We start from the raw sequence: 12,665 nt of genomic DNA on the forward strand, positions 1-12,665 counted from the left end.
CGCTTAGATTTCAGCAGCCAGTTGGTTAACCAGCTCTGCGTGCGCGTTTTGATCGATTGCTTTGCCCAGGATCTTCGAAGCACCGCCAACGGCCAGGCTACCCACTTGGGCGCGCAGCGCGTCTTTGACGCTGTTCAGTTCCTGTTCGATCTCGGCCTGAGCCTGAGCCTTCACACGGTCAGCTTCGACGCGAGCCTGTTCACGGGCTTCGTCGACAATCTGGGTACCGCGTTTCTTGGCTTGCTCGATGATTTCAGCTGCCTGAGCCTTCGCTTCGCGCAGTTGCTGACCCGCTTTCTCTTGGGCCAACTCCAGGTCGCGAGCTGCACGGCTGGCAGCGTCCAGACCATCAGCGATCTTCTTTTGACGTTCGTGCAGAGCAGTGATGACCGGAGGCCATACATACTTCATGCAGAACAGTACAAAAATCAGGAACGCAACGGACTGGCCAATCAGGGTCGCATTAATGTTCACGCCAACACCTCGCAGTTACGTTGTCCATCACACCAAATTACTCGGGGAAACCGAGTAATCAGCCAGCGATTTGACCAACGAACGGGTTCGCAAAGGTGAAGAACAGAGCGATACCAACACCGATCATGGTTACGGCGTCGAGCAGACCGGCAACGATGAACATTTTAACTTGCAGCATTGGAACCATTTCTGGCTGACGCGCTGCGCCTTCCAGGAACTTGCCGCCCAGCAGGCCGAAACCAATTGCGGTACCCAGTGCGCCCAGGCCGATCAACAGTGCAACAGCGATAGCGGTTAGACCAACTACAGTTTCCATCTTTCCTCCCGACTTTTACGTCGTATGGTTTAGGTTTTTTTAATTTAAAGCGGTAAAACAAATCGTTTCAGAGGCCCCGTCAGGAGCCCCCTCCCGTTTGACCGGGAGGGACATCAGACTAGTCGAAACTGGCCTTAATGGTTTTCTTCGTGCGCCATCGACAGATAAACGATGGTCAGCATCATGAAGATGAACGCCTGCAGAGTGATGATCAGGATGTGGAACACAGCCCACGCCCACTGCAGAACAACGCCCAGGCCGCTCAGCCAGAGCAGGCCGCTGCCGAACATCACAGCGATCAGAATGAACACCAGCTCGCCGGCATACATGTTGCCGAACAGACGCAGAGCCAGGGAGATCGGCTTGGCGATCAGGGTCACGAATTCCAGCAGGAAGTTCACCGGGATCAGCAGGGCCTGAACGAAGATGTTCTTGCTGCCGAACGGGTGCAGGGTCAGTTCGCCGATGAAGCCGCCGATGCCCTTGACCTTGATGCTGTAGAAGATGATCAGTGCGAAAACCGAGAACGCCATGCCCAGGGTCGCGTTCGGGTCGGTGGTCGACACGGCACGGAACGGGATGTGGTGGTCGCCGGAGATCAGGATGGCCAGCTGAGGAATCCAGTCGACCGGAACCAGGTCGACGGCGTTCATCAGGAACACCCAGACGAAGATGGTCAGTGCCAGCGGTGCGATCACCGGGCTACGGCCATGGAAGCTGTCTTTCACGCTGCCGTCGACGAATTCGACCAGGACTTCAACGAAGTTCTGCAGTGCGCCTGGCTGACCGGAAGTCGCCTTTTTTGCCGCCATGCGGAAAAGAAGTACGAAGATCAGACCCAGTGCGACCGACCAGCCGAGGGTATCGACGTGGAAAGCCCAGAAGCCCATTTCCTTGGCTTCTGCTGCGGAGTGGGCAAAGCCCCAGCCGCCGTTGGGTAGCTGACCGAAGGTCAGGTTCTGCAAGTGGTGCTGGATATAGCCCGAAGCGGTTGTTTCTGCCATGGTTGCCTCAAACGCCCTAAGGTCTCGAAAGTCTTGTTCTCATTAGCAGGGGAGCGAACCAGCTGACCGACTGAGTCAGCACGAACGCGCCGAATACTGCGATCGGCGCCAGTGGCTTCACACCTGCAAACACCAGTGCAAACAGCACTGCCGTCAAAATCAGTTTGCCTGCCTCGCCGGCATAGAAAGACCGGACGATGGACTGGGCTGCTCGGGCGCCGGAAAACCGAAATGCCTTGTGAGCGAAATAAACATTGGGCAGCAAGGCTATCAGGCCTCCGCAAAGTCCCGAGTATCCGGCAACGACTCCGCGCCATTGCCAAAGCGCCAAAGCGGCGATCAGCAGAATGACAAACTGAGCCATCAACACCGGAAAAACCGCCAGGCGATGGAACGGCAGGCGGTTTGGCTTGCGGGTTTCCATCACGTTTGCTCTCCAATGGTCGGCTGCCAGAATTCAATAACTTGGCATAATTTGTGCCGACAAAATGCGCGCAGAGTATAGGGGCGGTTCTGCCCCTATTCAACTGTCAGGTAGTGATTTCCGACTGCGCGCTACATGAGGAAATGTTTCAGCGGATGTGTGCGAGCACACCTTGAAGCTCATCGAGGGAGTTGTAACCGATCACCAACTGGCCTTTGCCCTTCTTGCCATGGCGAATCTGCACCGCAGAGCCTAGGCGCTCGGCCAGACGCTGTTCGAGACGGGCGATATCCGGGTCGGGTTTGGCAGGCTCGACCGGCTCCGGTTTGCCACTCAACCACTGACGAACCAGTGCCTCGGTTTGGCGCACGGTCAGGCCGCGTGCGACAACATGTCGCGCCCCCTCGACCTGCTGATTGTCCGGCAGACCGAGCAAAGCACGGGCATGACCCATTTCCAGGTCACCGTGGGACAGCATGGTCTTGATGACTTCCGGCAGGGCAATAAGCCGTAACAGGTTAGCCACCGTCACCCGGGACTTACCCACAGCCTCGGCCACCTGTTGCTGGGTCAGCTGGAATTCCTGCTGCAGGCGCTGCAGGGCAATCGCCTCTTCGATCGGATTCAGGTCTTCACGCTGGATGTTCTCGATCAGCGCAATGGCGATCGCGGTTTCATCCGGAACGTCGCGCACCATCGCCGGAATGGTTTCCTGCCCGGCCTGTTGGCTCGCGCGCCAGCGACGCTCACCGGCGATGATTTCAAAGCGACCGCTGCCGATCGGGCGAACCACGATCGGCTGCATCACGCCCTGTGCCTTGATCGACTGCGCCAGCTCTTCCAGCGCCTGGGGATCCATGTCCCGGCGTGGTTGATATTTGCCACGCTGGAGCAGATCCAGCGGCAAGTGCTGCAGCTCGCGGTGATCGGCCTGGGCGGCTTGTTCTTCCAGCGCGCTGACGGTCGGACCACTCAGCAATGCGTCCAGTCCACGTCCGAGACCTCGTTTCTTGACGGCCATGGGAATTCCTTAAGTTGGCTGGGCAGCGGCGATGCGTGAATTTTTGCGTTGACGGCGAACCATCTCGCCCGCCAGCGCCAGGTAGGCCAGCGCGCCACGCGATTGCTTGTCGTAGGCCAGCGCCGGCATGCCGTAGCTCGGTGCTTCGGCGAGCCTTACGTTACGCGGGATCACCGTGTCGTAGAGCTGGTCGCCGAAATGCTCCTTGAGCTGCGTGGAAACGTCGTTCATCAGGCTCAGGCGCGGGTCGTACATGGTACGCAGCAGGCCTTCGACCTTCAGGTTCGGGTTGAGCAGTTCGGAAATGCGCTTGATGTTATCCACAAGGTCGCTCAGACCTTCGAGCGCAAAGTATTCGCACTGCATGGGGATAATCACCCCGTCAGCGGCGACCAGTGCGTTCAACGTGAGCATCGACAGCGACGGCGGGCAGTCGATCAGGATGTAATCGTAGTTTTCGCGGATCGGCGCCAGCGCACTGCGCAGGCGGCTCTCCTTCATCTGCATTTCCAGCAGAACCACTTCGGCCGCGGTCAGGTCGCGGTTGGCCGGCAGCAGTTGATAACCGCCGTGCTCGGAGAAGTGCATGGCCTGGGCCAGATCGCATTCACCGATCAGCAGGTCGTAGACCGAGTTTTCCAGGCCATGTTTATCCACACCGCTACCCATGGTGGCGTTGCCCTGTGGATCGAGATCGATCAACAGCACCCGGCGCTTGGTCGCGACCAGGGATGCTGCGAGGTTGATGCAGGTGGTGGTCTTGCCCACACCACCCTTCTGGTTCGCTATCGCGAATACCTTAGCCATTCTTGCTTGTGTTCCCAATCATGCCGTGCGGCGCAGTATCAGCAGATGGCGTTGGCCTTGGCAACCGGGTACGGCCAGGGCGTGTTCGCTATCGAGTTTGAAGTCTGCCGGCAATGCTACCAGCTCATCGGCCGGATGAACGCCCTTCATTGCCAGCCAGCGTGTATCGGCGTCGCCGAGGTGGCGAGTCCAGTTAGTGAAGTTCTCCATGCTGCTGAACGCCCGGGAGATGATCCCGTTGAACGGCTGGGCAGGCTGGAACTCTTCGACACGGCTGTGGATAACTTGCAGGTTATCCAGTTTGAGCTCGAGTTTGACTTGGGTGAGGAAGCGGGTTTTCTTGCCGTTGCTGTCCAGGCACGTCACTGCCGAGTCAGGAAACAGGATCGCCAAGGGGATTCCCGGCATGCCGCCGCCGCTGCCGACATCCAGCCAGCGGCCGTTTTCGATGAACGACATCACGCTGAGGCTATCGAGCAAGTGACGCGAAACCATTTCGTCCGGATCGCGCACGGCGGTCAGGTTGTAGGCCTGGTTCCATTTGATCAACAGGGCCAGATAACCCAGCAGTTTTTCATGCTGGATTTCCGTGAGATTGACACCGAGCGCGCGGGCTCCTGTGGATAACTCTTCGGCGTGTTGCGAAGTGACCTTAGAACTCAAGCGCTTTGCTCCAACTGACGGCCCGCGCCGCGTTTTTTCAAATGAATCATCAACAGCGAAATCGCTGCCGGGGTCACGCCCGGAATCCGCGAAGCCTGACCGAGTGTCTCTGGACGCGTCGCGCCAAGCTTGCTCTGGATCTCCTTGGAGAGCCCGGAAATGCTGGTGTAATCGATATCCACAGGCAGTTTCGTGTCTTCACTGGCGCGCAGACGGGCGATTTCGTCCTGTTGACGGTCGATGTAACCGGCGTATTTGGTCTTGATCTCGACCTGTTCGGCGACCTGTGGATCTTCGGCGCCCTGCCCGGTCACTTCGACCAGACCAGCGTAGTCGATTTCCGGACGGCTCAAGAGATTGAGCAGGTTGTATTCGTGGGTCAGCGGCGTGCCGAATTTTTCTGCGATGGCATCGCCCTGCGGCGTGCCCGGACGTACCCAGGTGCTTTTCAGACGCTGTTCTTCGAGCGCGATGTTTTCGCGTTTCTCGCAGAACGCCGCCCAACGCGCGTCATCGACCAGACCCAGTTCGCGGCCTTTTTCGGTCAGACGCAGATCGGCGTTGTCTTCGCGCAGGATCAGACGATATTCGGCGCGGGACGTGAACATCCGGTACGGCTCTTGGGTGCCGAGGGTGATCAGGTCGTCGACCAATACCCCGATGTACGCTTCATCACGACGCGGGCACCAGGCTTCTTTGCCCTTCGCACGCAACGCGGCGTTGGCGCCAGCCAGCAAACCCTGGGCGCCGGCCTCTTCGTAACCGGTGGTGCCGTTGATCTGACCGGCAAAGAACAGGCCTCCGATGACTTTGGTTTCCAGGCTGTACTTCAGGTCGCGCGGATCGAAGTAGTCGTACTCGATCGCGTAACCCGGACGCACGATGTGCGCGTTTTCCATGCCGCGAATCGATTGCACGATCTGCAATTGCACGTCGAACGGCAGGCTTGTGGATATCCCGTTCGGATACAGCTCATGGGTGGTCAGGCCTTCCGGCTCGATGAACACCTGATGGCTTTCCTTGTCGGCAAAGCGGTGAATCTTGTCTTCGATCGACGGGCAGTAACGCGGGCCAATGCCTTCGATCTCGCCGGCAGCGGAATACATCGGCGAACGGTCGAGGTTCGCGGCAATGATTTCGTGGGTACGGGCGTTGGTGTGGGTAATCCAGCAACTGACCTGCCGTGGATGCTGTTCCTTGTTGCCCATGAACGACATCACCGGGATCGGCGTATCGCCCGGCTGCTCGGTCATCACCGAGAAATCCACAGAGCGGCCATCGATACGCGGCGGAGTGCCGGTTTTCAAACGGCCAACCCGCAGCGGCAATTCACGCAGACGGCGCGCCAGGGCAATCGACGGTGGATCACCGGCGCGACCGCCGGAGAAATTCTGCAAACCGATGTGGATAAGTCCGCCGAGGAACGTGCCGGTGGTCAATACCACGGAATCGGCGAAGAAACGCAGACCCATTTGGGTGACAACACCGCGTACTTGTTCCTGCTCGACGATCAGGTCATCGGCGGCTTGTTGAAATATCCACAGGTTCGGCTGGTTTTCGAGGATTTCGCGGACAGCGGCCTTGTAGAGAATACGGTCGGCCTGGGCACGGGTCGCCCGTACCGCCGGGCCTTTGCGACTGTTCAATACGCGGAACTGGATGCCGCCCTTGTCGGTGGCCATGGCCATCGCACCGCCGAGGGCATCGATTTCCTTGACCAGATGGCTCTTGCCGATGCCACCGATAGCCGGGTTGCAACTCATGGCACCGAGGGTTTCCACGTTATGCGTCAGCAACAGGGTTTTTGCCCCCATACGTGCTGAGGCCAGTGCTGCCTCGGTACCGGCATGACCGCCGCCGATGACGATCACTTCAAAACGGGAAGGGAAATCCACCACGCACCTCGTGCCTGCTTAAGTAGGTATTCAGGAAAAATTCGATCTCAGGTTTTCGAACCTGGTCGGCAAGTATAGGGACTTCGCCTTTCCTAAAGAACCCTCTGCACAAAATTTAACCAGCTGTGGAGAACTCGCGGTTAAAAAAATAAAAAAGAGAGAAATTTATAAAGTCCTTGTTTTTATGTTTATTCTTAGCGCACCACCATTCTGTGGATAGATCTCTACAACCCTTTATTTTCAATGTGTACAGAGTTTTTAAACCCTGTGTCCATGTATGAATGAGGCCCTTGGATAACCGCTTTAAGCCTGTGGGTGAATGAGCTGGTTATCCACAGATGCGGTTATATTCAGTTTTGAAGCCCGGTTATCAACTGCCCTCAGCGGCACTTATTCACAGGGCTTAATCCATAGAAAATCGACGAATGAACGGATTTCAGGCACGAGAAACCCACTGCTGACTTCCCAGCAGAGAAAGGTGATGTGGAAAAAACGGCGATGGAAGGACTTGTGGGGGCTATTGTGAGAGAACGTAACAGAGGCTAATAATAGCCATTATCATTAACTCCTGCGTCCTGCCCATGTCCTTACCCGCCCATACCGCAGCGATCGAGCAAATCTACGAGCAGCACCATTCGTGGCTACATGGCTGGCTCAAGGGCAAATTGAATGACGCCTGCGATGCCGCCGATGTGGCACATGACACCTTTGTGCGAATCCTCGCGGCGCGCAATGCCGCGCAAATCCGGGAACCACGGGATTACCTGGCAACCGTGGCACGTGGGCTGGTCATTGACCGTTATCGAAGACGTGCGATCGAAGCTGCTTACCTGCAAACCCTGGCCGCGCGCCCGGAAGCCACCGAAATCAGCGAAGAAGACAAGGCGTTGATCATCGAAACCCTGGTTGCTGTGGACAAAGCGCTGGCGGGACTGGGGGCAAGAACCCAGCGGATTTTCATGCTGTCGCAGATCGATGGCCTGACTTATCAACAGATCGCCGTGCAATTGCAGGTTTCGTTGACCACTGTGAAGAAACACATGATCCGCGCACTGACCGAATGCGCGCTGATAATGGCGCAGCCCTGATGACGATCGCCCCGAATCGCAAGGCTTTCGAGGCAGCGGCGAGCTGGTTCGTTCAGTTCCAGGTGGAACCGCCGACGCTCACCGAACAACGGGCCTGGCAGCTGTGGATAGATAGCGATCCTGCGCACCTGGCCGCGTGGAATCAGATGGAACAATTGCAGCGCCATCTCGGCACGCTACCGCCGGAGCTGAAACGCCGCGCCTTGAATGCGGGGCAACAACGGCGTCAGGTACTGAAATTGATGCTGCTGTTGGCCGGAACCGGGTTCGTCGGATGGAACGTTCAGCAACACACTTCATTGGGCAACGCCTGGGCCGACTATAAAACCCGGGTCGGGCAACGTCGTTCCCTTTCGCTGGCCGACGGCAGCCAGATTCAACTCAATACCGACACCGCCATTGACGTGTCTTTCAACAGCGCACAACGCCTGATCCGTTTGCGTGCCGGCGAAATCCTGATCCAGACCGGAAAGCTCGGCGATCAACGACCGTTTTTCGTTGAAACCCGTGATGGTCGTATTCAGGCCCTCGGTACTCGGTTTTCCATACGGCAGTTGTCGGACTCCACGAGAGTTGGGGTGCTGGAAGATCGGGTCAGCGTTCAACCCACGGACTCATCCAGCGGTGCACAAATACTGAAGGCCGGTGAAGGTGCGGATTTCGACAGCCGCCATATCGGCGTGATCCACCCCTTCAAGTCTTCCGAAGTGGCATGGACCAACGGCCAGTTGATCGTACTGGACGCTCGTTTGGGTGATGTGGTCCGGGAATTGGGTCGTTATCGCAACGGGATATTGCAGTGTGACGAACGGGCTCGGGACTTGCGGGTTTCCGGCACGTTTCGCCTGGACTCCACCGACGCAGTACTGGCCAACCTGCAGGCTTCACTGCCGATCCACGTCCGCTATTTCACTCGTTACTGGGTCTCGATCAGCCATAACGGCTGATCCCTTCACGACGAGGGGAAAAATAAACTTGAAGCAGGGTTATCTTTTTTCGCCCTGACCCGGCCCTACAGGTAATCGCGATAAACGCGGCTCTTCGCCACCTCCAGGGCTTATCCACACATGCGTCTTCCCACGTTCCGCCAGCGCTTTTCCCACCACTGCATCGCCTACAGCTTACTGATGACCGGAGCCGTTTCCGGCCTGGTCATCACCCATAGCGCGTATGCCGCGACCGCCACCCAGCGTTACGCCATTGCCGCCGGCCCGCTGGACAATGCCTTGAGCCAGTTCGCGGCGGCCGCCAATGTGATTCTGTCGTTCTCGCCCCAGCAGACCGGCAGCTTGCGCAGTCCGGGCTTGAGCGGCGACTTCACCGTGGAGCAGGGTTTTGCCCGGTTGCTCCAAGGCTCGGGTTTGCAAGCTACCCCACAGGCACCAGGCAGTTACATTTTGCAGTCGCAGCCCAACGGCGACTCACTGGAACTGGCACCGACCAACATCAACGGTCGGCAAGCCGATGGGATGACACTCGATTACTCCGCGGACGTTGGTTACAAGGCGCAGAACAGCCGGATCGGTACGAAAACCAGCACACCGCTGTCGGAAACACCGCGTTCGGTGTCGGTTGTCACCGCCCAGCGCATGAAAGATCAGAAATCTCAGACACTCACCGAGGTACTCGGCTACGTCCCGGGGATATTCGCTCCGCCTTTCGCCGCCGGCGACAGTCTGGCGGGCGACCTGTTCTTCATTCGCGGCTTCAATGCCACCGACTATGGCTACGGGCTGCTGCGCGACGGACTACGTGTGCAAGGCAATCGGTATGACACCAGCACCGAGCCTTACGGCCTGGAGCGTGTCGAGATTTTCCGTGGCCCGTCCTCGCTGCTTTACGGTGAGAACGCCCCTGGAGGCTTGGTCAATCTGGTGAGCAAACGTCCGACGGCCACTCCCCAGGGGGAAGTGCAACTGGGTTATGGCTCGAACAATCGGCGCCAGATTGGCGTCGATGTCTCCGGACCGCTGACCGACAGTGGCAACATTCTCGGCCGGGTGGTGATGCTGGGTCGCAAGTCGGATACCCAGACCGACCATGTGCCGGATGATCGTCTTTATATCGCCCCGTCCCTGACCCTGAATTTCGACGACTTCAACACCTTGACCCTGTTGGCCAACTACCAGAAGGACCACACCAACATGGAACTCGGCCTACCGGCGGCCGGGACTTTGCTGACCAACCCCAATGGCAAGTTGTCCAAAGGCACCATGCTGGGTGACCCGGACTGGAACACTTTCGAACGGGAAACCTGGAGCACTGGCTACGAGTTCAGCCATTCGTTCAACGATGACTGGCAGTTCCGCCAGAACTCTCGCTACATGCAGTCGCGCATCACCCGCCATGAAACCTGGCCAGGCAATCTGAACAACGCCGGGTTCGGCACGCGGTTGAACATGACGGCGTATGACCGCTTCAACAAATCCATGGTGTATTCGCTGGATAACCAACTGGAAGGCAAATTCCAGGCGGGTGGTCTGGAGAACACCGTGTTGTTCGGCGCCAGCTACGACCGCACATCGTTCAATCAGGACTGGAATGCCGGTCTGGTCGGGCCGATCGATATCTACAATCCGGTTTATCTGCGCGACCCGACAACACCGATCGCCGTGCAAAACACTCTGCTCGAGCAGCAGATGAAAGGGGTTTATGCACAGATCCAGAGCAAGTACGACCATTGGCTGTTCCTGTTGGGCGGCCGTCAGGACTGGGTCGACAGCGATTTCCGCGACAAGGTGGCGAAGGGCAGCAACATCAGCTCCGAGGACAGGAAATTCACTTATCAGGGCGGCGTGATGTACCAGTTCGACAACGGCATGACGCCGTATGTCAGCTATTCCACCTCGTTTGTGCCAGTACAGCAGATCTCCAATGCCGGTACGCCACTGGATCCGATCACCAGCAGTCAGTACGAAGTTGGCTTGAAATATGAGCCGATCGGCTGGGATACAGCCTTCACGGCCTCGGTTTATGACCTGCGCAAGAAAGACGACACCTATTTCGACTCCACGACATCGACCTATCGCCAGGTCGGTGAAAGCCGATCCAAAGGCGTGGAACTGGAGCTCAACAGCAATCTGACACAGAACCTGAACGTCACGGCGGCGTACACCTACACCGATGCGCGGATTACCAAGGATGCCGCGACCTCACTGGTCAAAGGCCATCAAATGACCGGTGTACCGCGTAATCAGGCATCGGTCTGGGCGAAGTACCGTTTCCTCGATGGCGATCTGAGGGGGCTGTATGTCGGGGGTGGCGTGCGCTACTTCGACAGTGCCTTCGCCTACACCGCGCCGACTCTTTACGGAAAACTCGATGCCGGGGACGTGACGCTGGTGGATGCAGCCATCGGCTATCAGATCGACAAGAACTGGAGCGTGGATCTGAACGCGAAAAACCTGTTCGACAAGGAATATGTGTCGGGATGCAACGACGCAGGACGCTGCTACTGGGGCGAAGACCGCACCGTGCTCGGTACAGTGTCCTACAACTGGTAAGCGAAAAAAGGGCTGTGGATAAATTACCCACAGCCCTTTTTCTTATTTGCCTATACAGAAACTGGAAAAGATCCGTCCCAGCAAATCATCGGAGCTGAATGCGCCGGTGATTTCCCCCAGCGAATGCTGGGCCTGGCGCAAATCTTCGGCCAGCAACTCGCCGGCTCCGGCCAGTGTCAGTTGCGAGCGACCGTGTTCCAGAGCGGCGCTGGCATGGCGCAACGCTTCCAGGTGCCGGCGACGTGCACTGAAACTGCTTTCCGAGGTTTGCTCGTAACCCATGCAGGCCTTGAGGTGATCGCGTAGCAGGTCCAGGCCTTCGCCGGCAGACTTGGCGCTCAGGCTGATCGTCACGTGGCCATCGTCACTGACTTCCAGGGCAATGGCTTCTGCGGTGAGGTCGGCCTTATTGCGAATCAGCGTGACTTTCGCCGGATCCGGCCGAGTTTCGAGGAATTCCGGCCACAGGGCAAACGGATCTGCGGCTTCCGGTGCGGTGGCGTCGACCACCAGCAATACGCGATCCGCTTCCCCGATCGCTTTCAACGCGCGCTCGACGCCGATCTTTTCCACATGATCATCGGTATCGCGCAGGCCGGCGGTATCCACAACATGCAGCGGCATGCCATCAATGTGGATATGTTCGCGCAGAATGTCCCGGGTGGTGCCGGCGATTTCAGTGACAATCGCCGCCTCGCGACCAGCCAGTGCATTGAGCAGGCTGGACTTGCCGGCATTCGGACGACCGGCAATCACCACGGTCATGCCATCGCGCAGCAACGCACCTTGCCCGGCTTCGCGCAGGACTGTGGATAATTCGTCACGAACCTTGTCGAGCATGCTCAGCACATGACCATCGGCGAGGAAGTCGATTTCCTCTTCCGGAAAATCGATGGCCGCTTCGACGTATATCCGCAAGCCGATCAGCTGTTCGGTGAGGTTATGCACGCGCTGGGAAAACGCGCCTTGTAACGAACGCAAGGCGTTGCGCGCGGCTTGTGCAGAACTCGCTTCGATCAGGTCGGCAATCGCCTCGGCCTGAGCCAGATCGAGTTTGTCGTTGAGAAACGCGCGCTCGCTGAATTCACCCGGCCGGGCCAGACGGCAACCCAGTTCCAGGCAACGCTTGAGCAACATGTCCAGAACGATAGGGCCGCCGTGGCCTTGCAGTTCCAGCACGTCTTCACCGGTGAATGAATTCGGTCCCGGGAAGTATAACGCCAGGCCCTCATCCAGTACTTGCTGGTCGTTGCTGAAGAACGGGCCGTAGTGGGCGAACCGGGGTTTCAGCTCGCGGCCGCTGATAGCCTTGGCCGCAACGCTGGCCAGCGGCCCGGAAATTCGAACGATGCCCACGCCACCACGCCCCTGGGCGGTGGCGACGGCTGCGATGGTTTCACGAGGTGCGCTCATAAACCGGTATCCAGACAAAAATGGCAGATAGCAAAACGCCCCACTAGGGGGCGTTTT

Annotated in this window: 12 protein-coding genes; 3 read left to right on the forward strand and 9 right to left on the reverse strand. The window is 58.0% G+C overall.

Features of this window, described 5'->3' with window-relative positions; translation table 11 throughout:
* Positions 1–3: 3 nt before the first annotated feature.
* The 8 genes from N8H74_RS02990 to mnmG all read right to left on the reverse strand — a co-directional run bounded on the left by N8H74_RS02990 (position 4) and on the right by mnmG (position 6,604).
* Complete coding sequence (locus N8H74_RS02990; RefSeq protein WP_217829074.1) at positions 4–474, reverse strand: F0F1 ATP synthase subunit B; 471 nt, start codon at positions 472–474, stop codon at positions 4–6.
* A gap of 58 nt (positions 475–532) precedes the next feature.
* Positions 533–790 carry a F0F1 ATP synthase subunit C gene (gene atpE / locus N8H74_RS02995; RefSeq protein WP_003097235.1) on the reverse strand — a complete coding sequence of 86 codons (258 nt, stop codon included), beginning with the start codon at positions 788–790 and terminating at the stop codon, positions 533–535.
* Between the two features lie 134 nt (positions 791–924).
* A complete protein-coding gene (gene atpB / locus N8H74_RS03000) occupies positions 925–1,794 on the reverse strand; it encodes a F0F1 ATP synthase subunit A (protein ID WP_217829073.1) in 870 nt (289 codons plus the stop codon).
* A gap of 16 nt (positions 1,795–1,810) precedes the next feature.
* On the reverse strand, positions 1,811–2,218 hold the full coding sequence (locus N8H74_RS03005; RefSeq protein ID WP_217829072.1) for a F0F1 ATP synthase subunit I: 408 nt from the start codon (positions 2,216–2,218) through the stop codon (positions 1,811–1,813).
* A gap of 148 nt (positions 2,219–2,366) precedes the next feature.
* Entirely contained in the window at positions 2,367–3,239 is an 873-nt protein-coding gene (locus N8H74_RS03010; protein ID WP_217829070.1) for a ParB/RepB/Spo0J family partition protein, read from the reverse strand.
* Between the two features lie 9 nt (positions 3,240–3,248).
* Positions 3,249–4,046 (reverse strand): ParA family protein, encoded by a 798-nt coding sequence (locus N8H74_RS03015; protein ID WP_217829069.1) that lies wholly within the window; start codon positions 4,044–4,046, stop codon positions 3,249–3,251.
* A gap of 18 nt (positions 4,047–4,064) precedes the next feature.
* A complete protein-coding gene (rsmG, locus tag N8H74_RS03020) occupies positions 4,065–4,709 on the reverse strand; it encodes a 16S rRNA (guanine(527)-N(7))-methyltransferase RsmG (RefSeq protein ID WP_217829068.1) in 645 nt (214 codons plus the stop codon).
* The gene (gene mnmG, locus N8H74_RS03025) at positions 4,706–6,604 is read right to left on the reverse strand and encodes a tRNA uridine-5-carboxymethylaminomethyl(34) synthesis enzyme MnmG (RefSeq protein WP_217829067.1); all 1,899 of its coding nucleotides are present in this window, start codon (positions 6,602–6,604) and stop codon (positions 4,706–4,708) included. Before mnmG ends, rsmG begins: the two co-directional genes overlap by 4 nt.
* A 581-nt stretch (positions 6,605–7,185) precedes the next feature.
* Here mnmG and N8H74_RS03030 point away from each other — a divergent pair.
* The 3 genes from N8H74_RS03030 (at position 7,186) to N8H74_RS03040 (ending at position 11,195) form a co-directional block, all read left to right on the forward strand.
* On the forward strand, positions 7,186–7,692 hold the full coding sequence (locus N8H74_RS03030; RefSeq protein ID WP_217829066.1) for a sigma-70 family RNA polymerase sigma factor: 507 nt from the start codon (positions 7,186–7,188) through the stop codon (positions 7,690–7,692).
* The gene (locus N8H74_RS03035) at positions 7,692–8,639 is read left to right on the forward strand and encodes a FecR domain-containing protein (protein WP_217829065.1); all 948 of its coding nucleotides are present in this window, start codon (positions 7,692–7,694) and stop codon (positions 8,637–8,639) included. Before N8H74_RS03030 ends, N8H74_RS03035 begins: the two co-directional genes overlap by 1 nt.
* A 120-nt stretch (positions 8,640–8,759) precedes the next feature.
* Positions 8,760–11,195 carry a TonB-dependent siderophore receptor gene (locus N8H74_RS03040; protein ID WP_262146139.1) on the forward strand — a complete coding sequence of 812 codons (2,436 nt, stop codon included), beginning with the start codon at positions 8,760–8,762 and terminating at the stop codon, positions 11,193–11,195.
* A gap of 42 nt (positions 11,196–11,237) precedes the next feature.
* Here N8H74_RS03040 and mnmE read toward each other — a convergent pair whose 3' ends face one another.
* Positions 11,238–12,608 (reverse strand): tRNA uridine-5-carboxymethylaminomethyl(34) synthesis GTPase MnmE, encoded by a 1,371-nt coding sequence (gene mnmE / locus N8H74_RS03045; protein WP_262146140.1) that lies wholly within the window; start codon positions 12,606–12,608, stop codon positions 11,238–11,240.
* Between the last annotated feature and the right edge of the window lie 57 nt (positions 12,609–12,665).

Origin of the sequence: Pseudomonas sp. B2M1-30, assembly GCF_025447575.1 — a bacterium.
Taxonomy (GTDB): domain Bacteria; phylum Pseudomonadota; class Gammaproteobacteria; order Pseudomonadales; family Pseudomonadaceae; genus Aquipseudomonas; species Aquipseudomonas botevensis.